Origin of the sequence: Halobacillus sp. H74, assembly GCF_052246715.1 — a bacterium.
In the GTDB taxonomy this organism is placed as follows: Bacteria; Bacillota; Bacilli; order Bacillales; family Halobacillaceae; genus Halobacillus; species Halobacillus litoralis_A.
This window is the reverse complement of the sequence record NZ_JBQQCI010000002.1, coordinates 173841-199141: the sequence shown is the minus strand read 5'-3', so window position 1 is coordinate 199141 and position 25301 is coordinate 173841. Positions and strand designations below refer to the sequence as shown.

Annotated in this window: 23 protein-coding genes; all 23 read right to left on the bottom strand. The window is 42.7% G+C overall.

Translation table 11 applies throughout. The annotated features are described in order from the left end of the window. Positions 1 to 323 precede the first annotated feature (323 nt). The gene (locus tag ACTWPX_RS04220; RefSeq protein WP_128522690.1) at positions 324 to 584 is read right to left on the bottom strand and encodes a stage V sporulation protein S; all 261 of its coding nucleotides are present in this window, start codon (positions 582 to 584) and stop codon (positions 324 to 326) included. 108 nt (positions 585 to 692) lie between these two features. After that, on the bottom strand, positions 693 to 1490 hold the full coding sequence (locus ACTWPX_RS04215; protein ID WP_128522691.1) for a TIGR00282 family metallophosphoesterase: 798 nt from the start codon (positions 1488 to 1490) through the stop codon (positions 693 to 695). Positions 1491 to 1584: 94 nt separating this feature from the next. Next, positions 1585 to 3147: a ribonuclease Y gene (gene rny, locus ACTWPX_RS04210; RefSeq protein ID WP_443118631.1), complete on the bottom strand. Its 1563-nt coding sequence runs from the start codon at positions 3145 to 3147 to the stop codon at positions 1585 to 1587. A gap of 324 nt (positions 3148 to 3471) precedes the next feature. Continuing rightward, complete coding sequence (recA, locus tag ACTWPX_RS04205) at positions 3472 to 4515, bottom strand: recombinase RecA (RefSeq protein WP_128522693.1); 1044 nt, start codon at positions 4513 to 4515, stop codon at positions 3472 to 3474. Positions 4516 to 4675: 160 nt separating this feature from the next. After that, the gene (locus ACTWPX_RS04200) at positions 4676 to 5920 is read right to left on the bottom strand and encodes a competence/damage-inducible protein A (RefSeq protein WP_443118630.1); all 1245 of its coding nucleotides are present in this window, start codon (positions 5918 to 5920) and stop codon (positions 4676 to 4678) included. Then, on the bottom strand, positions 5917 to 6495 hold the full coding sequence (pgsA, locus tag ACTWPX_RS04195) for a CDP-diacylglycerol--glycerol-3-phosphate 3-phosphatidyltransferase (RefSeq protein ID WP_443118629.1): 579 nt from the start codon (positions 6493 to 6495) through the stop codon (positions 5917 to 5919). The genes ACTWPX_RS04200 and pgsA overlap by 4 nt, the downstream gene beginning before the upstream one ends. Positions 6496 to 6597: 102 nt before the next feature. Next, positions 6598 to 7533 (bottom strand): helix-turn-helix domain-containing protein, encoded by a 936-nt coding sequence (locus ACTWPX_RS04190; RefSeq protein ID WP_443118628.1) that lies wholly within the window; start codon positions 7531 to 7533, stop codon positions 6598 to 6600. 19 nt (positions 7534 to 7552) lie between these two features. Then, positions 7553 to 8344: a DUF3388 domain-containing protein gene (locus tag ACTWPX_RS04185; RefSeq protein WP_128522697.1), complete on the bottom strand. Its 792-nt coding sequence runs from the start codon at positions 8342 to 8344 to the stop codon at positions 7553 to 7555. A 202-nt stretch (positions 8345 to 8546) separates the two neighbouring features. After that, positions 8547 to 8807 carry a DUF3243 domain-containing protein gene (locus tag ACTWPX_RS04180; protein WP_128522698.1) on the bottom strand — a complete coding sequence of 87 codons (261 nt, stop codon included), beginning with the start codon at positions 8805 to 8807 and terminating at the stop codon, positions 8547 to 8549. Between the two features lie 68 nt (positions 8808 to 8875). Next, positions 8876 to 9595 (bottom strand): elongation factor P 5-aminopentanone reductase, encoded by a 720-nt coding sequence (gene ymfI / locus ACTWPX_RS04175; protein ID WP_443118627.1) that lies wholly within the window; start codon positions 9593 to 9595, stop codon positions 8876 to 8878. Continuing rightward, positions 9588 to 10880 (bottom strand): EF-P 5-aminopentanol modification-associated protein YfmH, encoded by a 1293-nt coding sequence (yfmH, locus tag ACTWPX_RS04170; RefSeq protein ID WP_443118626.1) that lies wholly within the window; start codon positions 10878 to 10880, stop codon positions 9588 to 9590. Before yfmH ends, ymfI begins: the two co-directional genes overlap by 8 nt. A gap of 1 nt (position 10881) precedes the next feature. Then, entirely contained in the window at positions 10882 to 12165 is a 1284-nt protein-coding gene (gene yfmF / locus ACTWPX_RS04165; protein ID WP_443118625.1) for an EF-P 5-aminopentanol modification-associated protein YfmF, read from the bottom strand. 142 nt (positions 12166 to 12307) lie between these two features. Further along, entirely contained in the window at positions 12308 to 13267 is a 960-nt protein-coding gene (locus tag ACTWPX_RS04160) for an ABC transporter permease (RefSeq protein ID WP_128522702.1), read from the bottom strand. Beyond that, a complete protein-coding gene (locus tag ACTWPX_RS04155) occupies positions 13268 to 14314 on the bottom strand; it encodes an ABC transporter permease (RefSeq protein WP_128522703.1) in 1047 nt (348 codons plus the stop codon). Further along, complete coding sequence (locus tag ACTWPX_RS04150; RefSeq protein WP_443118624.1) at positions 14314 to 15840, bottom strand: ABC transporter ATP-binding protein; 1527 nt, start codon at positions 15838 to 15840, stop codon at positions 14314 to 14316. The genes ACTWPX_RS04155 and ACTWPX_RS04150 overlap by 1 nt, the downstream gene beginning before the upstream one ends. Before the next feature lie 133 nt (positions 15841 to 15973). Next, entirely contained in the window at positions 15974 to 17098 is a 1125-nt protein-coding gene (locus ACTWPX_RS04145) for a BMP family lipoprotein (protein WP_443118623.1), read from the bottom strand. A gap of 114 nt (positions 17099 to 17212) precedes the next feature. Next, complete coding sequence (locus ACTWPX_RS04140) at positions 17213 to 17938, bottom strand: GntR family transcriptional regulator (RefSeq protein WP_128522706.1); 726 nt, start codon at positions 17936 to 17938, stop codon at positions 17213 to 17215. 495 nt (positions 17939 to 18433) lie between these two features. Next, positions 18434 to 20737 carry a DNA translocase FtsK gene (locus tag ACTWPX_RS04135; protein WP_443118622.1) on the bottom strand — a complete coding sequence of 768 codons (2304 nt, stop codon included), beginning with the start codon at positions 20735 to 20737 and terminating at the stop codon, positions 18434 to 18436. Positions 20738 to 20867: 130 nt separating this feature from the next. Then, positions 20868 to 21074, bottom strand: a complete 207-nt coding sequence (locus ACTWPX_RS04130) for a YlzJ-like family protein (protein ID WP_128522708.1) — start codon at positions 21072 to 21074, stop codon at positions 20868 to 20870. Further along, complete coding sequence (locus ACTWPX_RS04125) at positions 21071 to 21793, bottom strand: ClpP family protease (protein WP_128522709.1); 723 nt, start codon at positions 21791 to 21793, stop codon at positions 21071 to 21073. The genes ACTWPX_RS04130 and ACTWPX_RS04125 overlap by 4 nt, the downstream gene beginning before the upstream one ends. A 287-nt stretch (positions 21794 to 22080) precedes the next feature. Beyond that, entirely contained in the window at positions 22081 to 22956 is an 876-nt protein-coding gene (gene dapA / locus ACTWPX_RS04120) for a 4-hydroxy-tetrahydrodipicolinate synthase (RefSeq protein WP_443118621.1), read from the bottom strand. After that, positions 22953 to 24194: an aspartate kinase gene (gene dapG / locus ACTWPX_RS04115; protein WP_443118620.1), complete on the bottom strand. Its 1242-nt coding sequence runs from the start codon at positions 24192 to 24194 to the stop codon at positions 22953 to 22955. The genes dapA and dapG overlap by 4 nt, the downstream gene beginning before the upstream one ends. 24 nt (positions 24195 to 24218) lie before the next feature. After that, the gene (gene asd, locus ACTWPX_RS04110; protein ID WP_443118619.1) at positions 24219 to 25265 is read right to left on the bottom strand and encodes an aspartate-semialdehyde dehydrogenase; all 1047 of its coding nucleotides are present in this window, start codon (positions 25263 to 25265) and stop codon (positions 24219 to 24221) included. Positions 25266 to 25301 lie beyond the last annotated feature (36 nt).

The following is a 25301-nucleotide window of genomic DNA, read 5'->3' as shown; positions in this document are numbered from 1 at the left end:
CCCCCCAAAACTCGAAAGCTTTGATCATTTTGACAAGCTTAAACAAAATTTTTGAAGTATATTTTTTGTCTCCCAAAGGGAATATATTAGATCCTGCCAGGTTCTTGACCTCCTATTGCAAAGACAGTCACCCAACATCTTCTGTCACGAAACTTACAGCGATTTTCTCAGAAACGTGAAAAATCCGCACTCTGGATAGAGTGCGGATTTCCTGATTAAAACCATATCCCTACGATTATAAAATAGCGACAATTTTAGTAGATTTTACGTATAGACTCCAAGATGTCTTTATATTTTGCCTGGAAGGAAGGTGAATTGAATTGCTAACGAGGTTCGACAATCAACTTGATCGCCGTTCGTTCCTCCTCATTAATCATAATATCTGTAAAGGCCGGGATACATATCAAATCCATCCCGCTTGGCGCAACAAACCCCCGAGCGATAGCAACGGCTTTCACCGCTTGATTCAATGCACCGGCTCCAATAGCCTGAACTTCTGCAGTGCCGCGTTCTCGTACAACATTCGCCAAGGCCCCTGCTACTGAATTAGGTACGGATTTAGCTGATACTTTTAAGACTTCCATTACTAGCTCCTCCTTCAATCACTATAGTTGTTCCATAACTACTATATTCTTGGAGATGTAGAATATTACCTTTTCATTATGAATGAATTTGTCGCAAAATTCAAATAATCAGTTGAAGAATGGATGGTCTTCATTAATCAAAATACGCTTGACTTTCGTAGACTTTCCTGTTTTTTCGTCTACATCAACCAAGAAAGCGCTTAATTGTGCTCTTCCCTCTTTTGGAACTTCGAAACGTACAGGCAGGTTTGTTAAAAACCGTTTCAAAACGGCCTCTCTACCCATACCTAAAATACCGTCGTAGGGACCGGTCATTCCTACATCCGAAATATAAGCCGTGCCTTGTGGTAATATGCGTTCATCTGCAGTTTGGATATGAGTATGTGTACCTACATTTACACTTACTCTTCCATCCACATACCAACCCATCGCCTGCTTTTCACTTGTTGCTTCAGCATGAAAATCCAAAAATATGATAGAAGTTCTTTTTTTCGCAACTTCTATCAATTCATCCACTTTTCTGAAAGGATCATCATTAGGTGACAAAAATGTACGTCCTTGCAGATTGATGACAGCTACTTCTGCTTTCGGTGTTTTCACGAAAGTTAATCCTTTGCCTGGTGTCCCCTCAGGGAAATTCGCTGGACGAACCATATATTCTGCATCATCGATAAATTCAAATATCTCTTTCTTATCCCAAGCATGATTTCCAAGGGTCACAGCCTGGGCACCTTTCTCTAAAAAACGACGATAGATTTTTTCTGTAATCCCTTTACCTGATGCCGCATTTTCGCCATTGACGATCGATACAGCAGGTTGGTACTTCTGTTTTAGTTTAGGTAGATATTCATCCACCATATCCCGCCCAGGAGAGCCGACAACATCACCAATAAATAATATACGCATAAACATTTCCTTTCCTATAAACATCATCATATTTTGTATCCTAATATTCCCTTGAAAACAGAAATGAAGCGACCCAAAAGGCCGCTTCATTGTTTTATTTCGCATACTCCACAGAACGTGTTTCGCGAATGACGGTAACTTTAATATGACCTGGATAATCGAGTTCTCCCTCGATTCTGTTTCGAATATCACGTGCTAATCTTGTAGCTTCAAGATCATCAATTTCATCAGGACGAACCATAATTCGAACTTCACGGCCAGCTTGAATCGCGAAGGACTTCTCTACTCCTTCATAAGACTCTGATATTTCTTCAAGTTTCTCTAAACGCTTGATATAATTTTCCAGAGTTTCACTTCTCGCACCCGGACGAGCAGCAGATAGAGCATCTGCGGCAGCGACCAAGACAGAAATGATTGATGTAGGCTCTTCATCACCATGGTGAGAAGCAACAGCATTGATAACTGTGTCATTTTCTTTGTACTTCATAGCCAACTCTTTACCGATTTCTACGTGGCTGCCTTCCACTTCATGGTCGATCGCTTTACCGATGTCATGAAGCAAACCTGCGCGGCGGGCAAGTGTTTCGTCTTCGCCAAGCTCAGCAGCCAGCAACCCGGCTAGATAAGCAACTTCGGTCGAGTGTTTTAAGACGTTCTGTCCATAACTTGTACGATACTTCAGGCGACCAAGGATCTTGATGAGGTCCGGGTGTAACCCGTGAACTCCCACTTCAAATGTCGTTTGTTCACCTACTTCACGTATATAGTCATCGACTTCACGCCTGGACTTGTCCACCATCTCTTCAATTCGAGCTGGGTGAATACGTCCATCTTGAACAAGTTTTTCAAGGGCCATTCGCGCAGTTTCACGGCGAATTGGATCGAAGCCTGAAAGAATGACAGCTTCCGGGGTATCGTCAATAATTAAATCAATCCCAGTCAACGTTTCTAATGTACGGATATTACGACCTTCACGGCCGATGATTCGACCTTTCATCTCATCGTTCGGCAGGTTGACTACAGAAACCGTCGTTTCAGCAACGTGGTCTGCAGCACAACGCTGCAAGGCTAGTGAAAGAATGCTTTTCGCTTTCTTGTCCGCCTCTTCTTTAGCCCGATTTTCCGCTTCTTTGACCATAAGGGCTGACTCATGAGACACCTCTTGTTCAACTCGTTCTAAAATCATTTGTTTCGCCTGGTCTGATGTTAAGCCTGATACGCGTTCAAGCTCTGTTTGTTGTTCTTGAAGCATAGCTTTCACTTTGCTTTCCATTTCTTCAATTTGTTGTTGTCTCTCGGCAAGAGTACCTTCTTTCTTTTCGAGTGAAAGATCACGCTGGTCAAGCGTACCACTCTTACGATCGAGATTCTCTTCTTTCTGAGTCAAACGATTTTCAGTTTTCTGCAGTTCCATGCGGCGGTCACGAATCTCGTTCTCCGCTTCTTGACGAAATTTCTGATTCTCTTCCTTTGCTTCAAGAAGAGCCTCTTTCTTTGCTGATTCAGCATTGCGATGACCTTCATCAACAATCTGTTTCGCAAGTTCTTCAGCACTTGAAATTTTCGCCTCCGCAATCGATTTCCGAATAAGATAACCAACAACAGAACCGATGATAAGGGCAAGCAAAATGAAGATGAGCGAGGATATCATATCCATAATTTCACCTCCTCTTGCTATGAACTTGGTCCGTTTGTCGGTAATTACAAACGTTTCATTTTCAGTTTCATTTAGTTAAAATAAAGGGTATAAAGATGAAAATGATACACATTCATTTTATGCTTGCACATGCGGAATGTCAAGGAAACGCCCTATGTATCTACTAACATATTCAAATATTTAAAAATATCTGTCTATTGATGAACGTTACGGAGGCTTATGCTTCGCAAGTTATCCACAGGCGTTACCTTAAAGATTCCTATCCGATAGCAAAAAGCAGCACCATTCTTACCGGCGCTGCTTTCAGAATATTTTCAGAAAACGTTATACATCTAAAGTTTCTTGGCTGTCCTTACTTTTCTCTTCGGCTTCACCGTCGGCTGCTTCCATTCCATAATGGTCACGAACCAAACGTTTAACTTCTTCATAAATTTCTACATTTTCTTTAAGGAACTGCTTAGCATTCTCACGGCCTTGACCTAATCGTTCATTGTTATAGGAGTACCAGGAACCGCTCTTTTGAATAAGGTCAAGATCTGAACCGATATCCAGGAGCTCACCTTCTCTTGAAATACCTTCCCCGTACATAATGTCCACCTCCGCTTGTTTGAATGGAGGGGCAACTTTGTTTTTGACTACTTTCAAACGAGTTTTATTCCCTACCATTTCATTTCCTTGCTTCAATGTTTCAGCACGGCGAACTTCCAGACGCACAGAAGAATAGAACTTAAGCGCACGTCCACCAGGGGTGGTTTCAGGGTTCCCGAACATGACCCCTACCTTTTCACGAATTTGGTTGATGAAAATTGCAGTCGTCTTCGACTTGTTGATTGCACCAGATAGTTTACGGAGCGCCTGGGACATTAAACGAGCTTGAAGACCTACGTGGGCGTCTCCCATTTCGCCTTCGATTTCTGCCTTCGGAACAAGAGCAGCAACGGAGTCGACGACAACCATATCCACTGCTCCACTACGAACTAGCGCTTCAGCAATCTCCAGCGCCTGCTCTCCTGTATCGGGCTGGGAAAGGAGAAGCTCTTCGATATCTACTCCAAGCGCTCTTGCGTAGACTGGATCCAAGGCATGCTCAGCATCGATGAAAGCCGCTGTGCCGCCATTACGTTGTGCTTCAGCAATAGCGTGGAGAGCAACCGTCGTCTTACCGGAAGATTCCGGTCCATATATTTCTACAACCCTTCCGCGAGGATATCCGCCCACACCAAGTGCAACATCCAGCCCCAAAGAGCCACTCGAAACCGTATGCACCTTTTGTTCTGATCCATCACCCATTTTCATAATAGAACCCTTGCCGAATTGTTTCTCTATTTGGCGTAAAGCCATATCTAACGCTTGCTTACGATCACTCATATAAATCATACCGCCTTTCAAAATTTCTAACCCTATCATAACTTGTTTTTGATCGTTTGCCAACTAAAAAGCGAATAAATGTTCCCTTTTTTTATTAGAAAAAGATCTGATTTCGGAGTTTCCTCTAGAGGAAACTCCGAAATTCAGATCCATAATTTCATCAAAAATCATTTTTCAAATGATGGAAAAGAAGTTCATAGCCCTTCTTCACCGCACGATTTCTCACTTGATCACGACCTCCGTGGAAAGTGAACAGATGGACTTCAGGGTCTTGTTCACCGATTTGTATTCCGATGAATACAGTTCCCGGATGCCTCCCCTCACTCGGCTCAGGTCCAGCGACGCCTGTAAAACTTATACTTACATCAACATCAAGCAAACTTTGAGTATTCAATGCCATGATTTCTGCACATTCGTGGCTGATGGTACCGTATTGCTTGATAAGGAACTTCGGTACTTGGATGACCTTTTCCTTAGTCTCAGCTGTATAAGCGACCAGTCCGCCCTGGCACACAGCTGAAGCCCCTGGTAAAGCCACTAACCGTTCTATAAAGCTTCCTCCAGTAAAACTTTCAGCTGAACCAATCGTGTACTTATGTTCTTTTAAAAGGTCCCGGACTCGCTCTTCAATCGTTACCGTATCACTACCATAATAATAAGACCCCACTTCCTGTAATATCTTTTCTTTGAGAACAGCAATCTTATGGTAGGCATCCTCTGTCGTCTCGCCGGTAGCCGTCAACCTCAAACCGACTTCTCCTTCACTTGCCAAAGGAGCAATAGTGGGATTTGTCTGGTTCGTGATGGTGTCTTGCAATTCCGTTTCGAGTGTAGACTCTCCGATCCCGATGAATCGCATCATCTCAGATACGATCTGTGATTTCAAATTATAGATTTTGTGCAGACGAGGGATGACTTCGTCTTGCATCAATGTTTTCATTTCGGAGGGCACCCCAGGTAAAAATATCCAGAGGCAGCCATCTTTCTCGACCAATTGCCCCGGAGCCATTCCTTCCCTGTTGGTTAATACATCAGCTTTTGAAAAGACGAGCGACTGCTTTCGATTGTTCGGGGTCATTTTTCTATGATTACGGTCGTAGTAGGATTGAATTTTCGCCAGTGTTTCCTCATGGTTAACCAATTCCTGCTGCATCACCTTCTGCGCAGCCTCCCGTGTCAGATCATCTTCTGTAGGGCCTAATCCTCCGGTCACGATGATCACCTCTGAGCGGGATTGGGCATGCTCGAATGTCGTCTGTAAACGATTGAAATTGTCACCTACAACTGTATGACGTAAGACGGGTAGCCCGATACCTGCCATTTCTTTAGAAATCCATTGGGCATTCGTATTGGAAATCTGCCCCAAAAGCAACTCTGTGCCGACTGCAATAATTTCCGTCTTCATTTTGAATCTCTCATCACGTGCCAATTTTTCTTAAAGTAATCGTAACCTGAATATACAGTTATGATGAGTGCTAAATATAGGGCGATCGTTCCTAGTGGAAAGCCGATAAAAGCAAGTGGCCAATTGTGCAGCAAGAGAAGTGAAATCGCTACAATCTGAATCCAAGTCTTCAGTTTCCCCATTTGACTTGCAGCAAGTACACTACCTTCTCCAGCAGCAACCAACCTTAACCCAGTAACAGCAAACTCCCGACTGATAATCAGGATGACAATCCAAGCCGGAGCAAGGCCGATTTCAACGAGCAAAATCAAGGCCGCACTCACTAACAATTTATCAGCAAGCGGGTCCAAAAACTTCCCTAAATTCGTGACAAGGTTGTATTTCCTGGCGATGTACCCATCAATCCAATCCGTTGTAGAAGCAATGATAAAAAGGAGTGCCCCAGCTAGATGAGCGACAGGCAGGTCCCTGTCCCCCATTTCCAATGCACCCCAGTTAAAAGGGACGCTCATAAGTATGATAAAGACAGGGATTAGAAATATGCGTGATAAAGTTATTTTATTTGGTAAATTCATATGGTCACTCTCCTATTACTGAATACATGAAAGGCTGCCCCGCTACAAAGAGTTCATAAATCACTCCTATAGCTCAATTTATAGGGCAGCCTGACCACGATTTTATTTCTGGAATTGAAGCAATAATTTCTGGGTCGATAATTCCGGGTTTGGAAATGGCACTTCCTGATCATTGATTTTAACTACTGTACCTGGCGCGTTTCCGGTTTTGATATAAAGCTCGTCGTCACCTTCAAAATCCAAGGTTAGTGGTGAATCACTTGGACCGTACTCACCAGCTGTAATCAATCCCTCACCACCCTTAGGTGATTGAACATCCATATATGCGGTGCCTGTCCATTCAATAGTCACTGTAGGCTTTTCCACCCCTGTGACTTCATAGATGTGCTCTGGAAAGCCACCCGTGCCTTCTTGGCTAAGTTCAACATTCATTTCTTGTTCGGATTGTTTTTCTTTCTCTTCTTCTGTTTTTTCTGAGTTTTCTTCATCAGATGAAGATCCACTTCCGTCTTCATCATTATTTCCTTCAGACTCCGTATTCTCTTGCGTTTCTTCTTCTGAATCTCCCTGATCAGATGAGTCTGCAGGTACGTTGATTTCATCATTGGAATCATTTTGAGATGAAGATCCTTCATTCTCTGCATCGCCACCGTTTTGTAAGAACACCCATGCTACAAGCAGGATCCCTATAACCAGCGCGACTGTTAAAATAGTCGGAAAGATCTTGGAGGTCCCTGAACTTTTTTGGGAGGCTTCTTTCTTCGATTTCTGCACACGACTGTATTGCACTGCACTCTCATCTTCAAAGGTTGGCAGTTCACTTTTATGCTCTTCCATAACGATTTCAGGGTCCAATCCTACAGCAGAAGCATACTCACGAATAAATGCCCGAGTGTAGAACTTCCCAGGCAGCACTTGGAACTCATTCGTTTCTATAGCTTTTAAATAACGCTTTTGAATTTTAGTTGTTTCTTGTAATGACTCTAAAGAAATGCCCTTCGTTTCCCTGGCTTCCTTCAGTCTTTCTCCAATCTCCATGTGTAACACCATCCAATTTCTAAAAATCAAACATGGAAAAACCATCGTTCATCGGCATGCTCGGTTTCTCCACTGTTTCATAAGTAATTTCTTCATCATCATTGTTACGAAGCTCTATGATGTAATCGAAGTCATCCATCTTGTATTCGGTTTCCTGAACAAATATATCCGGATGTTCAATGACTTTGGTCGCTGGCAGCCTCATAATTTCCCGAACCAGCTGCCAATGCTGTTCGTTTGCTCTTTTTGCAGAAACGATTCCATCTATAATATAGAGGTTATCTTCACTATATTCTTCATCAATCAGCTGATTACGAACCGTTTGTTTAAGCAGCGTACTAGAAACGAATAACCAGCGCTTATTAGCACAGACACTTGCGGCAACCACAGATTCTGTCTTTCCTACTCGCGGCATCCCGCGTATCCCGATTAATTTGTGGCCATCTTTCATAAAAAGTTCCGCCATGAAATCAACTAGCAACCCCAGGTCTTCACGATTGAAACGAAAGGTTTTCCGGTCATCGATGTCACTATGTATATACCTTCCATGCCTGACAGCCAGCCGGTCTCTCAACTTCGGCCTGCGAAGCTTTGTGACTTTGATCGTGTCCATCGTATCTAAAATCGACTGGAGTCGAGTTATTTGCTCTTCGTCTTTACATAATAAGAGCATACCCCTGTGTGAATTTTCTACACCATTGATTGTAACAATATTGATAGACATCATACCCAGCAATGAGGAGATATCTCCAAGAAGTCCAGGGCGGTTGTATTGTATTTCATATTCTAAGTACCATTCTTTTTTCTCCATAACACAACTCCTCTGGAAAAAATGTCGTTTTTTGTCAAAGTCGAGTGATATATGGAATTTTCCACTCTTCATCTATCATAAAGGATTTTTATTAAATAGGAAAGGTGAGAACTGCATAAACATCCAAAAAGTTATAAAGATTAAATCGCTAAATACTTATGAAAAAATCCGCACAATGGTTTTGTGCGGATTTTGTCGATGTTTAAGATTGTGTTCCTTCGTTTTGAACCATTTTCACCATTATGTTAGCCATGGCATGTTGTTCTTTCTCATCAGCTACATTCCAAAGATCACGCAAAACAGCTTCCTGCTCGTTCTTAGCATCAACAGTATTAGCTAAATAACCACCGATTTCATAAGCAAGTTCTGATACGGCATGTTGTTCCATTCCTTGACCTTTCGCTTGATGTAAGCGATCGCCCAAAAAGTCTTTCCAAGAATCAAAATTATCGAGAACAGACATCAATGTAACCTCCTCTGAATTTTTTCATGCTTAGTATTAGGAGGAGTGAATGAAATTATTCACGATAATCAAGCCCAGCCACCATTGATTTGAATAATTTGTCCTGTAATATAGCTGGAACATCCGTTTATTAAAAAATCAATAGCATCAGATACCTCTTCGGCCTTCCCGGCACGACCCATCGGGATCTCCTCGGCCAGGGCTGTCAATTCATCCTTTGTTAAGTGCGCATTCATTTTCGTGTCAATCAAACCGGGCGCGACAGCATTCACCCGAATTCCACTAGGGGCGACCTCTTTGGCCAGGCCTTTCACGAAACTGTTTTGTGCCCCTTTAACAGAACTGTATGCTACTTCAAGGCTAGCCCCTTCGATTCCGAAAATAGACGAAACCAAGATGATGCTTCCTGCTTTTTGGTGAATCATGTAGGGAAGGACATGTTTGGTAGTCATCCATACAGCTTTCACATGGACGTTATATAATGCATCCATATCTTCTGGATTCATATCTTGGAAAATACCAGTCCACATTTGCCCTCCAGCGAAAATGACCGCATCCCATTCCATCTCCAGAGTATCCAAAAATGCCACAATGCCTTCATTCGTTGAAAGATCTGCTTGAAAATCACCAGAATATTGATGGCTGGGAATTTCTTTTCTCAGAGAAGAAACAGCTGGTTCATTGGCATTATATTGCAAACCGACTGCATAACCTCTTGCAACTAATTTAAGGGCTGTCGCTCTACCAATTTCACCGCTCGCCCCCAAAATCAGCACCCTTTTATTCATTTGTCTGTGGTTTTACCTGGAAAACGGAAATCGCTTCTTCTTTTATCCAATGTTGCAAATATTCATCTGCATCATCTGCGGTTAGAGATTCGATGACTGGTAAAACTTCGAATAAATCGACGCCTAACGTATGATAATGTGTGAATTGATTAGCGATGAATTCCAGTGAATTCAAAGCACGCATGAATTGGCCGATTTTCTTCCGTTTCATTCGCGTGAAATCTTTTTCGGAGATGCGCTGTTCTTTTAATTCATGCAGCATTTCTTTTACTCGTTTAGTCATTTGATCAGGCTTTCGTGAATCTCCACCGAGAATAGTGAAGCCGAATTGGCGATCAAGCTCTGTTTCAAACTGGAAGCTATCGTCAATCAAGTCCTCTTTGTAAAGCTCTTCATAGAAAACTCCACTCTTAGAGAAGTAATAGTCAAGAATCATTCCTGAGAGCAATTCGCCTCTCAGAATTTCTTCCCCTGTCAGTCCCTGGACGTTTTCTTTCACACCAACCATGGCTTTTGCTGTTGTCACAGGCATGGTTATGGAATGATCCTTTTTGGCTACCGTTTTAGGCTCTTCCGGGTAGGATCGATTAATCTCAGGAGCTTCGGGAAACTCTTTATTCTCCTGATTTTCACGAATAAGATTCATCATTGCTTCAGGTTCAATGTTTCCAGCAACGAACAACACCATGTTGGATGGGTGATAAAACGTTTCATAGCATGTATAAAGGTCATCTTTAGTAATATCCTGAATGCTGTCCACCGTTCCTGCAATATCCACCTTTACAGGGTGATTGTGGTACAGACTCTGAATGGTTCCGAAAAATGAACGCCAGTCAGGCTGATCATCGTACATACGAATTTCTTGTGCGATGATCCCTTTTTCCTTTTCTACGGATTCTTCTGAGAAGTACGGGTTCTGTACGAAGTCCAGTAATGTCTTCACATTTTTATCGATTTGACTCGTCGCTGAAAATAAGTAAGCCGTCTTGGTGAAAGAAGTAAACGCATTTGCCGAAGCCCCGAGTCTAGTGAAGTCTTGGAACACATCCCGGTCTTCTTTTTCAAAAAGCTTATGTTCAAGAAAGTGCGCGATGCCTTCCGGGACCGTGACACTCTCCTCCTGGCCGATAGGCGTGAACGTTTGATCGATCGATCCATAATTGGTAGTGAAAATACCGAACGTTTTCGCCATCTCAGGTTTCGATAATAGAAAAACCTTCAAACCATTATCCAGTGTTTCTTGATAAACGGATTCATTCAGTTGTTTATATACTAGCTCCTCCATATTATTCCCCTCCTTCATTGCTCGTTAAGAAGTAAATCGTATCCAGTTCGATCTTGTTAGCCATATCAACCACATCTCGTTTTGTAACTTTACGAATATTTTCAATCAACTCATTCGCAGGCATTTCTGCCCCAGAAAGCATTTGATGGTAGAGAACCTCAATCAGCCCGTTGGCATTATCCATCGTTTCTTGAAGTTGGTTGACAACTTGTTCAGTGGTCTCTTGTACTTGTTCTTCTGTGAAATCGCCTTTTTTCATGGCTTCCATCTGTTCTAAAATAATGGTTTTCGCCTGCTCGTAATCTTTCGGATCCACACCACTGAAAACAAGCAGTAAACCTTTGTGGCTTTCAAATCTGGAAGCAGCATAATAAGCGAGGCTGTGCTTCTCCCTTACGTTCATGAATAACTTTGAACTTGGGAACCCACCGAAAAGGCCATTGAAAATTTGTAAAGCATAGTAATCATCATCCCCGAACTTAGTGTTCGTGCGGTAGCCGAGGTGCAGTTTACCCTGGTTCACTTCTTCTCTTTCTATGATTTCGGCAGGTTCCTCCACCTGTTTAGATACAGATACTTGATCATTGTCATCATTATTGCTTCCGCTTCTGGAAAAATACTGATCGGTCATTTTCTCGACTGCTGCCTGATCCATATCGCCGATCACATAGACATCCAGCATGTCATTTTTGATCATCTGACGGTAGTAATCATAGAGCTTACCAGGTGTAATATCAGCCATATCCTCCTGGTAACCATGGACGTGCAGGGCATATGGTTCGTCTTTACACATGTGGTCCATGAGACGCAAATTCGCATAACTCATTTTGTCATCTTTTATTGAAGTGATTTTTTGTTCCAGTGTCTGTTTTTCACGGGATACAATGGCTTCATCGAATCCATCGCCCTCCACTTTCGGATCGAAGAGCACTTCGTGAAAAAGCTTGAATGCTTCTTCCAGAATAGGCTCCTGATCGTTCAAATAAGCTTCATTCACAACCTCCATACGAAAGCTGATCACGTGATTTTCTCCTTTTTTCGAACCGTCGCTGGACAGAGCTGTTCCATAAAGATTCTCAAAAGCAGACTGCAATGAGCGCACATTAGGGTGATTGTTCGTAGCTTTTTGTAATACGTGCGGGAGAAGTGCCCTCTCTGTAATGCCCTCTCTTTTTAATGGGGCTTTGAATTTTGCTACGATATTGATGGTTTTGTATTTTTTGCTGGGTAAAATATGTAGTCGGTATCCTTCTTTTTCAAGTAACGTTTCTTCTGTCAATTTCATATATACATCCTCCTCATCATTCTTTTTTTATTATAGACCTACATGTCCATATTCATCCATCAAAGCTATGTCCTATGCTAAGGTATATGTGTGAAAAAGTAAAAAATTAAGTCCGGTACAAATGCACCGGACTTAATTTTGATTAACGGTTCCCTTTTACGTAAGCTTCCCCAAGTGATCTTGGCGCTTCCGCTCTTCCTATGAATCCTGCTAATGCCAGAATCGTCAAGACATAAGGGGCAATCAATAAGAATATTTGCGGAACATTTTCTAATAGAGCGATATCGGAAGACACGATACTCAAACTTTGAGCAAATCCGAAAAATATTGCTGCTCCAAGGGCCCCGAGTGGGTGCCACTTCCCGAAAATGACTGCCGCCAAGGACATGAATCCCTGACCAACAATCGTCGCATGTGAAAAGTTCAGAGCGATCGTCAAGGCATATACAGATCCTCCCAGGCCCCCTAAGGCTCCGGAAATCATGACTCCAATGTAACGCATCTTATATACATTGATTCCATTTGTGTCAGACGCCATCGGGTGTTCTCCAACTGAACGCAGACGAAGACCGAATGGTGTCTTATAAATAAAGAACCAGGCCACGAACGCAAGGAAAATCGCTAAATAAGAAGTCAAATACCACCCAGTGAAAAACAAATCGCCGATAATCGGAATTTTACTTAATACTGGGATATCCATAGAATAAAAAGGGCGTGAAATAATATCCGTCTGCCCTTTGTCATACCATTGTTTTGTCAAAAATAATCCGATACCAAGCGCTAAAAAGTTGATCGCGACACCACTTACAACTTGATCTGCCCGGAATGTGATGGAAGCTAGAGCATGGACAAGTGCGAAAATCGCAGAACCTGCCATCGCGACAAAAATGGACATCCACGGGGTGAAACTTCCGAACGTTTCATAAAACGTCAAATTGAATACAACACCAATGAATGCTCCCATTACCATCAGACCTTCAAGGCCAATATTGATAACCCCCGAGCGTTCACTGAACACTCCACCGAGCGCAGTGAAAATCAGAGGGGAAGCGAAAAGAATCGCCGAACCAAGAATACGACTTAATATATCAATGAATTCCATTTATTTCCCCTCCTTTTTGAAGCGCAGGATGACCCAGCGGATCATGTAACTGGATGCAACGAAGAAAATGATCAAAGCAATAATGATTTCTACAAGTTCTGTAGGTACGCCAGCCTCTGTCGGCATATTCAAGGCACCGATTTTCAAGGTACCGAATAAGAAAGCGGCAAGCACGACTCCTAAGGCTGTGTTCGCTCCCAAAAGAGCTACGGCGATCCCATCAAAACCGATATTCGTGAAACCAGACTTGATGGACATGAACCCGAACGTGCCCAGACCTTCCATCGCTCCTGCAAGACCTGCAAAAGCACCAGAAATGACCATGGCAAGAATGATATTCTTACTTACGTTCATTCCGGCATATCTAGAAGCATGCTGGTTGAAACCGACGGAACGCAATTCAAAACCTCTTGTGGTACGGTTCAACACAAACCACATGACTAATGCCATGAAGATAGCCAAAATGAATCCGTAGTGAATTCTTGAATAGAACGTCAATCCTGCCAGCCATTCTGATTGAAGAGAAGCGGTAGCAGCAATATTATCCGTGCGGTCCGCACCATCTGTGATGACATTTCGGACGAATGAATTACATACATATAAGGCAATATAGTTCATCATAATTGTAACGATAACTTCATGAACCCCGAGTTTCGCCTTAAGAATACCAGGGATGAATCCCCAAAAGGCCCCCGCCAACGCAGCAGCAATTATAGCAAGCGGCAAATGAATGATCATCGGCAGTTCAAATGCAACCCCGATCCACACCGATGCCAGCCAGCCTACAAAAACCTGACCCTCGACTCCGATATTCAATAAACCTGAACGTAAGGCGAAAGCTACAGCAAGTCCAGAAAGGATATAAGGGGTGACTTGCCGGATCGTCTCACCAAGAAAGTATGCATCTCCAAAGGCTCCGTTCCATAATGCACCGAAGCCAGCAATTGGATTATATCCGAAAACAAGCATGATGATCGCACCCGAAAGCAGCCCGAGCACAACAGATATGATCGGAATCAGCAGATTGACCATTCGATTTGAAAACATTACTGATCACCTGCTTTCTGTCCTGTGTTCCCAGCCATCAGGAGTCCTAATTCTTGTTCATTCGTATCCTCAGGTTTCACATCAGACACTATTTTCCCATCGAACATAACCGCTATCCGATCGCTCAAATTCATAATTTCATCTAATTCAAAGGATAATAGTAAAACAGCTCTTCCTTTATCACGTTCTTCTATTAATTTTTTATGGATGAATTCAATGGCCCCGACGTCAAGGCCCCTTGTCGGCTGAGCAGCTATGATCAAGTCCGGTGAACGGTCGACTTCCCTGCCTATAATGGCCTTTTGTTGATTTCCACCAGATAAAGCTCGTGCTTTCGTGTAGGAATCCGGCGTACGAACATCATATTCATCAATCAATTCCTGAGCTTTTTTATAGATATTCTTGAAGTTCATCACGCCTTTTTTTGAAAAAGGCTCCTTATAGTAGCTTTGCAGCACCATATTTTCACCGATGGGAAAATCGAGCACTAAACCGAATTTATGGCGGTCTTGTGGTATATGAGAAATTCCCGATTGAGCAACTTTTCTAGGATTCAGGTTTGTAATCACTTTTTCGTGAAGGGTAATGGAACCGGATTCACTCTTACGTAAACCTGTGATAGCTTCTATCAATTCTGTCTGCCCGTTGCCATCAACACCGGCAATACCCACGATTTCCCCGGACCTGACTTCAATGTTCAAGCCTTTGACCATCTCAACTCCCCGAACATCTTTAACACGCAGATCTTTGATCGAAAGGTAAGTTTCCGCTGGCTTTGAGGGTGTTTTTTCAGTAGAAAAACTGACTTCACGACCTACCATCAAAGAAGCGAGTTCGTTAACATTGGTTTCTGAAACATTGACAGTTCCAATGCCTTGACCTTTTCGTATGACAGTGCAACGGTCACAGACTTCCATTATTTCTTTCAGTTTGTGTGTGATTAAAATAATGGACTTTCCTTCTTTAACGAGATTGTGCATGATTTCGATCAATTCCTTAATCTCCTGCGGGGTCAAAACCGCTGTCGGTTCATCAAAAATAAGGATTTCTGCACCGCGGTAAAGCGTTTTCAAGATTTCTACACGCTGTTGCATACCTACAGAGATATCTCTGATCTTAGCCCTTGGATCGACATTCAAACCGTAACGTTCTGAAAGTTCCTGCACTTCCTTTTCTGCTGTTCGTAAATTGACTGTGCCCCATCTTTTGGGTTCACTTCCAAGGACGATATTTTCTGTCACTGTAAATGTGTCGACAAGCATAAAGTGCTGGTGGACCATCCCGATGCCAAGACCATTAGCAACGTTCGGGTCTGTAATATGCACTTTCTTTCCACGCACCTTGATTTCGCCTCTTTCCGGCTGATAGAGACCAAACAGTACGTTCATTAAGGTTGATTTACCTGCACCATTTTCACCTAAGAGAGCATGAATCTCTCCTTTTTCAACTTGAAGATTGATGTTATCATTGGCTACTATGCCAGGAAACTCTTTTCTTATGTTTAACATTTCAATAACATAATCCATTCGTCTCTTTCCCCTCCCCCAATTGCGCTTGAAAAAATCATCAAATGAAAAGGGCCGGAATAATCTTTTCATTTGATGATTTTCTGTTTATAGAAGAAAAAGGCCGGCTTTCACCAGCCTTTTTCATCATTTTTTATAGTGAACCTAGGTATGTTTCAAGATCTTCACGAGTGCTTGGTACTTCTACATCACCGTTGATGATCTTTTCTTTCCATTCTTCTACGGATGAAACGATTTCTTCCGTCATTGCTTCTTCGTTCGTACGAGCGATACTGATTGCGTCATCACCAAGGCCATACTCTACAACTTCTCCCCCTGGGAACTCGCCATCTTTCGCTTGTTGTGTAACGTCCTGAACAGCGATATCTACACGTTTAACCATTGAAGTAAGGGTTACATTGGTATCACCGATCTGACCTTCCTCATGCTGGTCACGGTCGACACCGATGACCCAAACATCTTGGTCAGGATTGCTGTTTTTGATATCTTTCGCTTCCGCGAATACACCGTTTCCTGTTGCTCCAGATGCATGATAGATTACGTCAATATCTTGAGAATACATATCCGCAGCAATCAATTTACCTTTATCTGCCGCTGCAAAGCTTTCAGCATACTCCACAGTTACATCAATATCAGCGTTTACAGATTTCACGCCTGCAATAAACCCAGCTTCGAATTTGTTGATCAAATCACTATCAACGCCGCCTAAGAAACCGATTTTGTTTGTGTTCGTTTTCTTAGCAGCTGCAACACCAGCTAAGAAAGAACCCTGGTGCTCTTTAAAAGTGATGCTCGCAACATTGTCACCTTCAGCAATAGAATCTACAATTGCAAAGTTTGTATCAGGATACTGTCCTGCAACCTCAGTAATCGCTGGCTCCAGCAGGAACCCGATACCGAAAATCAAGTTATAATCTTGACGTACTAAACGGTTCAAGTTTGTAGTATAATCAGCATCACTTTCAGATTGTGCATAATCAAAGCCTTCACCTTTGCTCATTCCATTTTCTTCGCCAAAAGCTTGAAGACCTTCCCAAGCAGATTGGTTGAATGATTTATCATCCACTCCACCTACATCCGTTACCATAGCTACTGAAAAATCACTATCGCCACTATCTTCAGAAGTTTCTTCATTTCCACCAGAATCACCTGAATCTCCGCTTGTGTCTTCTTCACCATCTGAAGATCCGCAAGCAGCTAAGAAAACACCAAGAGTTAATACAAGTACGAAAACTAAAAGCAAACGGCTTTTAAACAAAACAATTACCCCCTAATTTGTTAAGTATGTCATAGGTCTAACCACAGCAGTCGTTTCTTCTGTAAACGGCCTCACCTCCCCAAATCCTCGATATGACACACTTTTTGTAAGCCCTTACACTCTTTTTCGTAAGACATGGAAACTGAACTTGTCCGCTCTGAAATAATTAGAGGACAGCAGCATTGGTACATCGTCTTGAGAATAGTGCATTTGTCTTAATAGTAGTAATGCCTGGTCAGGCTCACAGTTCAATATTGGAGATATTCGTTCGTGAAACCCGATCGGCTCAATGTGTGTAACCGCATATGCTATCGTTTTCCCGGTATATCTCTCCAATACATTGAATAATGAATCGGCTTCTCTTACTTGATCGATTGGCAATAAGCCCTGCGGAATCTTATCCGTACAATAGACGACCGGTTGTTCGTCAGCTGTTCTCACTCGTTCCACTTTCGCAATATTATGTATTTCAAGTGGGGAGAATCGCTTGCGATCCTCTTCAGTTGGCTCAATGAGCTCTGCTGATAAATACTGAGAACCAGGTGTCATGCCGGACTTAGTAATCATCCCTGTTACACTATCAAGTTCTTCTATACCCGAGGTGAACAAAGGCTTAGGGTTGACGAAAGTTCCAACTCCATGCCTTCTTGTAACGACACCTTCTTCTTCTAATATTCGGAGCGCCTCTCGAAGCGTGGCTCTTGAAACCCCTAGAGATTTAGATAACTGAAATTCTGAAGGAAGTTTCGCTTTTTCTAAAAAGGTACCATTTTCAATATCACGTTTAATTTGCTCAATCACCTGTAAGTACAGATGACGAGTATCCTGCCTGATGGACATCCATATTCACCCCATGTCTAATGAACTAACAAAAAAGAGATCTGACATCTGACGTTCGACACATCACATTTTGACAATAATATAACACTATTCAGCAAATAAATAAATAGAATTAGGACATTTTTATGAATTTTGCTACAACTAATCTGATTAATACCTCCTAGTTTGAGAATAGACACCCAATAACATCGGCACCTGGACAACACAAATTCAAACCTATGAAGGGTGAATTTTCTGCCATATTAAAGTGGCCAATGAAGTTCTGAAAAGGTCGAAAACTCCTATAGAAATCTCGAAAGTTTGATTCTAAAGCTTACCCAAGGATAGACGCGGAATGATCCCTGCCCTACATATTTTCTGATGTGATTTTTTATCATTTCCAGTCGCTAAAAAAAGCTACTGCAGGACGCAGTAGCTTTCATATCTTTATAAATTAATATAGCTTCGCTGGTTTTTCAATAGTTCAGTTGCCGAGCTATTACCATTACACGAAGTTTAAGATGTATGTTGTTCTTCAGAAGACTGGGAGACGAGTACATTTCTCGGCTTGCTTCCTTCGTATGGACCAACAATCCCGTTATCTTCCATTGCATCGATAAGCCGTGCCGCCCTCGTGTATCCTACACGGAACCTGCGTTGAATCATTGAAACACTCGCACTTTGCATTTCAATGACCATTTGAACTGCTTCAGGGTATAGGTCATCGTCTACTTCCTGCTTCACTTCACTCTCTTCCTCAGGAATCATTTCCTCCTGGTATTGCGCTCGCTGTTGCTCAACACAGAAGTTGACAATTCTTTCTACTTCTTCGTCGGACAAAAACGCCCCTTGCACACGTGTAGGTTTGTTCGAGCCTACTGGAGTAAAGAGCATATCCCCACGCCCTAGTAATTTTTCTGCCCCACCTGAATCCAAAATAGTACGAGAGTCTGTCTGCGAAGAAACACTGAAGGCAATCCTTGAAGGAATATTCGCTTTGATCACTCCTGTAATAACGTCGACCGATGGACGCTGGGTCGCAATAATCAAGTGAATCCCTGCTGCCCTGGCCATTTGAGCCAAGCGTGTAATTGCGTCTTCTACTTCATTTGAGGCTACCATCATTAAATCAGCCAACTCATCAACTAATACAACGATATAAGGCAGTTGGGGCTGTTCATCATCATTTTCCTGGTTGTGTTTCTTAATATACTCATTATAACTCTCGATATTTCTCGTCCCTGAATCTGAGAAAAGATCATATCGACGTTCCATTTCAGATACAACCTTTTTCAATGCTCTGGACGCTTTTTTAGGATCTGTCACCACAGGAGCGAGCAAATGCGGAATTCCATTGTATACATTCAATTCCACTTTCTTCGGATCGATCATCATCATTTTCACTTCATGTGGTTTGGATCGCATCAAAATACTTGTGATAATCCCGTTGATACAGACACTTTTACCACTGCCTGTGGCCCCCGCCACGAGAAGGTGGGGCATTTTGTTGAGCTCTGACATGACAGCTTCGCCGGAAATATCACGACCGAGAGCAAAACTGAGCTTGGAATCTGGATTCGATTTGCCAGTTTCCAATACTTCCCTTAAAGAAACCATAGAGACTTCTTGGTTCGGAACCTCAATTCCGACCGCTGACTTCCCTGGGATCGGCGCCTCGATACGGATATCCTTGGCTGCTAAAGCCAGTGCTAAATCGTCGTTCAAATTGACGATTTTACTTACTTTCACACCGACATCAGGATACACTTCATACTTGGTAACAGCCGGACCGACGTGCACTTTCGTAACTTTCGCTTTGACTCCGAAGCTTTGAAAAGTTTTTTCCAGTTTCCTGACTGTCGCCTGGATATGAGACCTTCCTTGACTCTGAGGTGTTGATGAAGGTTCATCCAATAATTCCAGGCTTGGCAAGCGGTAATCAAAGTTTTCTAATTCAGCAGTAGGCATGGATTTCTCTAAGTTCACTTCATCCGCTTCCCTGTCTTCTTTTTCATTTGCGGGAGCACCAGAGGCCTTGGTTGATGACTGTTGGTTTGCTTTGTATGCATGTTCAGTGAAATCCTGGATGATCGGCTCTTCAGCCTGATTTTCACTAGTATCCTCGATTTCATAAACCACCGTATCATCCGCTTCTTCTTTTTCATTTGGTAAAGCCTTACGTTTTTCGGTTTTATCAGCTTTCGATTTCTTCAGCCTTTCCCTTTGATCCTGACTGATGACTTTCAGCTTTTCACCGAGTTTAGAAAACAACTCCCCTATGGACCATTCACTTACAAAAATGATTCCAATAATAAAGAGGAAAAAGGCAACGATTGCGGCCCCGACTCCAGAGAAAAGGTAGTAGGTGATGGATAAGAGGATAGCGCCTGCCAAACCGCCTCCTACACTATAAAAGGAACTTTCTCCTCGCATCATTTCTGTAATTCGTTCCCACGTCATAGACAAAATTGAATTCCCTGCCGCTAAATCACCAGATAAAGTTTCAAGGTGGGTGAACAGCAACAATGAAGTAAGGATGATGTACACGCCTAAAAGACGTTTATGTAAAAAAGTAGGCCATTTTCGTTTTACCATTAAATAAATGCCGACAATAAGGAAAAACAAAGAGGCGATAAAATACCAAACCCCGAATAAAAACTGCCAAAATCTTTCCAGTCCTCCAGGGATCGCCCCATCACTGATAGCGGAGGCTCCACTCCCAATCACCGAAATGAAGAGAAATAAGAGGCCGATTAATTCAAATTTCACATGGCTCTTCAAATTGGATTGCTTTTTTTTCTTTTTTCTTTTTCTAGCCATATCACTTCCACCTCCATATCGAAAAACGGAAAAGAGAAGGATGCCGATGGGTTCCTTCAATGAATCGAAGAAAGCGACACCGGCATCCTACCTTTCTGTCCTCTATATTATATCATAGCTTGATATGGAGTTACGAGTCCAACCATTGTCCTGGTTGAAGGGATGGATCCATATAATGCGAAGGATCTGTAGAAAGCACTTGCATGATCTGTTTTTTACCATCCTCGGTTTGTAAACATTTCAATGGACAGTTTTTATGTTCTTGATAGACAACTGATGCATTTGATTCCTGAGGGAAAATATCATGTTCACTGAGTGGTGTATATAAAATCGTCATTGAACCACCTGCTGTTCAGGGCCTTTGTTTTGTTCGATCATTTCATTCAATTTCATCATAGCTTCTTGAACCCCCCCCACAGCATCGATCAGACCGTGATCCACAGCTTGTTGACCGACTACGTTCGTTCCGATATCCCGTGTCAGGTTCCCTTTATCAAACATTAATTCCTTAAACTTTTCCTCTTCGACATTCGAATGGCGTGTGACAAAATTTATCACTCGATCCTGCATTTTATCCATATATTCAAACGTTTGCGGTACCCCTATAACGAGACCTGTCATCCGAATCGGGTGAATAGTCATTGTGGCTGTTTCCACTATGAATGAATAATCGGCTGACACAGCAATGGGAACACCGATTGAATGTCCTCCCCCAAGCACGATGGATACAGTAGGTTTCGATAAGGAAGCGATCATCTCGGAAATAGCAAGTCCTGCTTCGACGTCGCCCCCCACAGTATTCAACAACACGACAAGTCCCTCAATTTTAGGATTTTGTTCGATGGCAATCAATTGTGGGATTAAATGTTCATATTTCGTTGTTTTGTTTTGAGATGGCAACTGGACATGCCCCTCTACCTGCCCTATGATCGGCAGAACATGAATATTTGAATCTGCAGGCTGAGGGACACTACTTTGCCCTAACTGCTGAATCTTATCGACCAACGAAGATTGTGATTTGGATTGATCTTTATCTTTCGGAGAATCTTCTTTCATAAATCGCACCCCTTTCGTTCTTTTCCGTAGTATTGCACAAACCAAATGAAACATACTTAGAAAAGCGGAAGCGATTGGGGAGGCTCGACAAGCATAAGCAAAACGCCAGGGGGACTGCCTTCGTCCCAACGGCGGATTGCTTATGTCTCGAGAGGCTGATCGCTGGAGCTGGACATCAGAAAAGCGGAAGCGATTGGGGAGACTCGACAAGCATAAGCAAAACGCCCGGGTTGGAGCTGCCCAATAAAATAACCGCCCGATTCTAAAAGAAACCGGGCGGTTGTAATTCACTTCTCCAATTCATCTAAAAGCTGATGGATGAATAATTTCTCCCCTTTGGTTAATGGAACTAAAGGGAGTCTCATTCCCCCTGTATCGATTCCTACTTTTTTCAGTGCTTCCTTGACCGGCGCAGGTGAAGGGGCCGTGAACATTCCATTAAAAATCGGCAATAGTTTTCTATGAAGAGTCGCTGCTTCTTTTCCTTTGCCGGTATCATAGAGCTGAAGCATTTTCTGCATTTCATTTCCTATCACGTGAGCAGAAACGGATATGATCCCTTGGGCACCGATTCCATAAGCCGGAAGAGTCAAATTATCGTCTCCGCTATATAATGAAAAATCCTCATCTGTCCCAGAGATGATTTCAGCCATCCCATCTAAATCACCGGTAGCTTCTTTTACGGAAACGATATTATCTATTTCAGCTAACCGGACGATGGTTTCCGGCTGGATACGTACGACAGAGCGGCCAGGTACATTATAAACCATGACTGGTAACTGAACCGCTTGAGCAATATTCTTAAAGTGTTCATACAGGCCGCTTTGATTAGGTTTATTGTAATAAGGTGCCACCAGCATTACACCGTCTACACCCGTTTTTTCTGCAGCTTTAGAAAGTTCAATCGACGAAGTTGTGCAATTGCTGCCTGTTCCGGCTATAACTGGTGCACGACCATTGACGACTTGAACGACATGTTTCCACAACTTTATCTTTTCTTCGGAGGATAGAGTCGGTGATTCCCCTGTGGTCCCTGCTACGACCAATCCATCCGTTCCATTATTGAGTAAATGTTCAACAAGCAGGGTCGTCTTTTCATAATCGATCTTCCCATGGCTGTTAAAAGGGGTCACCATGGCAGTCAAAACTTTTCCGAAGTTCACTTTTGCTTTTCCCCTTTCTTCGCATCCACGTTCAGTTGAAACGTTCCATGTAAAGCATTGACGGCAGGAACAAGATCTTCTTCCTTGATCAACACCCAAATGGTTGTGTGGGAGTCGGCAGATTGAAGAATTTGAATGCCGATATCTGTCAGGGTCTGAACAATCTTTGCTGTAACGCCTGGTATTCCCGTAATACCCGCTCCAACAGTCGAAACTTTCGCACAACCGTTACGTATTTCAGGTTCATACCCAAGGTTATTGAGGATTTGGGCAGCTTTTTCAGCGTAAATATGGTCGATGGTGTATAGGACACCACTTGGAGAAATGTTGATGAAGTCGACAGAAATATTGGCTGAGGCCATTGATTTGAAGACATCTGATTGAAGTTTGGAGGGATCTTCTTTAGATTGTACTTTAATTTGAGTAAGTCCTGCCATATGGGCGATGCCTGTTACAGTTCGATCTGAGATGTCTTGCCCTAACCGATCTTCTTTCGTTCCTGAAACCAGAGTACCTGGAAGATCTGAATAGGTGGAACGGACACGAATTGGAACTTTAGCATACATCGCTATCTCGACAGCTCGAGGGTGGATGACTTTTGCCCCTTGGTAAGCTAAGTTACAAATTTCATTATACGTAATCGTGTTCAGTGGACGGGCTTCTTGTACCAACCGTGGGTCGGCAGTCATGATTCCATCTACATCAGTGAAAATTTCGATACATTCCGCTTGAAGAGCTGCTCCTAGAGCTGCGGCTGTAGTATCACTTCCACCACGGCCGATTGTTGTTACTTCCCCTCTTATCGTTTGACCCTGAAAACCCGCTACTACCACCACATCTTTATCTTTTAGTTCTTCAAAGATTCTGGAAGGATTCATCTGTGTTATTTTTGCTTTTGTGAAATCACTGTTGGTCATTATACCTGCCTGAGCTCCTGTTAAAGAAACGGCTGAAATTCCTTCTTTACAGAGTTCATGACAAAATACAATCGAAGAAATGGTCTCGCCACAGGACATCATCAAATCCTGCTCTCTTGGAGTGACAATGGTATGCGGGAAATCGACAAGTCCTAATAGAGTATCAGTTGCATAAGGGCTTCCTTTTCTTCCCATGGCAGAAACAGTGACAACAACCTTGTAACCTTCACTCAATCCGTTTTTTACATGATGGATCGCCCGGGAACGGCTTTTCAGATCCCGGACGGACGTACCACCGAATTTTTGTACAAGTAGCTTCATTTGGCCACCTCAACTCAAAGAAGTTTACAGCCACTTATTGGCGATCAACCGTTCTGCTATTTGAACCGAGTTCCACGCAGCACCTTTCAACAAGTTATCAGAAACGACCCAAAGGTGAAATCCTTTATCCTCATCTAAATCTTTCCGAATCCGCCCTACAAAGACATCTTTCTTCTCTGCAGCACTCAAAGGAGTCGGGTAAGTTTGAGTAGATGGATCATCCTCTAGTACAATCCCTGGCGCATTGTTCATCAATTCCTTGATTTCCTCAACTGTAACCCCTTCTTTTTCTACTTCCACATATACACTTTCTGCATGAGAAGTGAAGAATGGAAGACGGACGCATGTCGCTGCTACAGGAAGATCTGGTGAGTGCATGATTTTTTTCGTTTCATTAATCATTTTCATTTCTTCAAATGTATAACCATTCTCTTGGAAAACATCAATTTGCGGCAATGCATTGAATGCGATAGGGTAGTGTTTTTCATCCCCTTTGACAGGTAAGATGTTAGCTTCAAGATCCTCTCCGTTCAAAAAGGATTGGGACTGATCACGTAATTCATCAGCCGCTTCATTACCTGCTCCGGAGACTGCTTGATACGTTGATACGATTACGCGTTTCATTCCTAAAGCCTTACGTACAGGCTCAAGCGCAGCTACCATTTGAATAGTAGAGCAGTTAGGGTTGGCAATGATTCCCTGATGATGTTCAATATCTTCTTCATTCACTTCAGGCACAACTAAAGGTACACCTTCTGCCATCCGGAAAGCACTCGTATTATCTATGACCACTGCTCCACGTTTTACTGCTTCTGGAGCAAGTTTTTTGGATATGGATCCTCCCGCTGAGAACAAAGCGATATCCACGCCATCAAAACTTTCAGGTGTCGCTTCTTCCAGAACGTATTCGTCTCCTTTATACGTCATTTTCAATCCTGCGGAACGGCTGGAAGATAGAAGCTTCAGTTGCTCAATAGGAAAATCCCTGTTTTCTAATGTTTCTAACATTTTTTGGCCAACTGCTCCAGTGGCTCCGACAACAGCTACATTATATCGTTTTTTTTCACTCATATTGGTATCCCCTCTTCTGTATGATAGTTGTAAGAA

What these genes read in the sequence shown, in the direction of transcription:
- yfmF (WP_443118625.1), bottom strand. Translation starts at nt 12,165, where the DNA reads ATGAAATTGACAGAAGAAACGTTACTTGAAAAAGAAGGATACCGACTA.
- ACTWPX_RS04180 (WP_128522698.1), bottom strand. Translation starts at nt 8,807, where the DNA reads ATGTCTGTTCTCGATAATTTTGATTCTTGGAAAGACTTTTTGGGCGAT.
- ACTWPX_RS04200 (WP_443118630.1), bottom strand. Translation starts at nt 5,920, where the DNA reads ATGAAGACGGAAATTATTGCAGTCGGCACAGAGTTGCTTTTGGGGCAG.
- asd (WP_443118619.1), bottom strand. Translation starts at nt 25,265, where the DNA reads ATGAGTGAAAAAAAACGATATAATGTAGCTGTTGTCGGAGCCACTGGA.
- dapG (WP_443118620.1), bottom strand. Translation starts at nt 24,194, where the DNA reads ATGAAGCTACTTGTACAAAAATTCGGTGGTACGTCCGTCCGGGATCTG.
- ACTWPX_RS04135 (WP_443118622.1), bottom strand. Translation starts at nt 20,737, where the DNA reads ATGGCTAGAAAAAGAAAAAAGAAAAAAAAGCAATCCAATTTGAAGAGC.
- ACTWPX_RS04140 (WP_128522706.1), bottom strand. Translation starts at nt 17,938, where the DNA reads ATGTCCATCAGGCAGGATACTCGTCATCTGTACTTACAGGTGATTGAG.
- recA (WP_128522693.1), bottom strand. Translation starts at nt 4,515, where the DNA reads ATGAGTGATCGTAAGCAAGCGTTAGATATGGCTTTACGCCAAATAGAG.
- rny (WP_443118631.1), bottom strand. Translation starts at nt 3,147, where the DNA reads ATGGATATGATATCCTCGCTCATCTTCATTTTGCTTGCCCTTATCATC.
- ACTWPX_RS04150 (WP_443118624.1), bottom strand. Translation starts at nt 15,840, where the DNA reads ATGGATTATGTTATTGAAATGTTAAACATAAGAAAAGAGTTTCCTGGC.
- ACTWPX_RS04130 (WP_128522708.1), bottom strand. Translation starts at nt 21,074, where the DNA reads ATGACGATTTTATATACACCACTCAGTGAACATGATATTTTCCCTCAG.
- ACTWPX_RS04220 (WP_128522690.1), bottom strand. Translation starts at nt 584, where the DNA reads ATGGAAGTCTTAAAAGTATCAGCTAAATCCGTACCTAATTCAGTAGCA.
- ACTWPX_RS04155 (WP_128522703.1), bottom strand. Translation starts at nt 14,314, where the DNA reads ATGTTTTCAAATCGAATGGTCAATCTGCTGATTCCGATCATATCTGTT.
- ACTWPX_RS04215 (WP_128522691.1), bottom strand. Translation starts at nt 1,490, where the DNA reads ATGCGTATATTATTTATTGGTGATGTTGTCGGCTCTCCTGGGCGGGAT.
- yfmH (WP_443118626.1), bottom strand. Translation starts at nt 10,880, where the DNA reads ATGGAGGAGCTAGTATATAAACAACTGAATGAATCCGTTTATCAAGAA.
- ACTWPX_RS04125 (WP_128522709.1), bottom strand. Translation starts at nt 21,793, where the DNA reads ATGAAAGAAGATTCTCCGAAAGATAAAGATCAATCCAAATCACAATCT.
- ACTWPX_RS04190 (WP_443118628.1), bottom strand. Translation starts at nt 7,533, where the DNA reads ATGGAGATTGGAGAAAGACTGAAGGAAGCCAGGGAAACGAAGGGCATT.
- pgsA (WP_443118629.1), bottom strand. Translation starts at nt 6,495, where the DNA reads ATGAATTTACCAAATAAAATAACTTTATCACGCATATTTCTAATCCCT.
- ACTWPX_RS04160 (WP_128522702.1), bottom strand. Translation starts at nt 13,267, where the DNA reads ATGGAATTCATTGATATATTAAGTCGTATTCTTGGTTCGGCGATTCTT.
- ymfI (WP_443118627.1), bottom strand. Translation starts at nt 9,595, where the DNA reads ATGAATAAAAGGGTGCTGATTTTGGGGGCGAGCGGTGAAATTGGTAGA.
- ACTWPX_RS04185 (WP_128522697.1), bottom strand. Translation starts at nt 8,344, where the DNA reads ATGGAGAAAAAAGAATGGTACTTAGAATATGAAATACAATACAACCGC.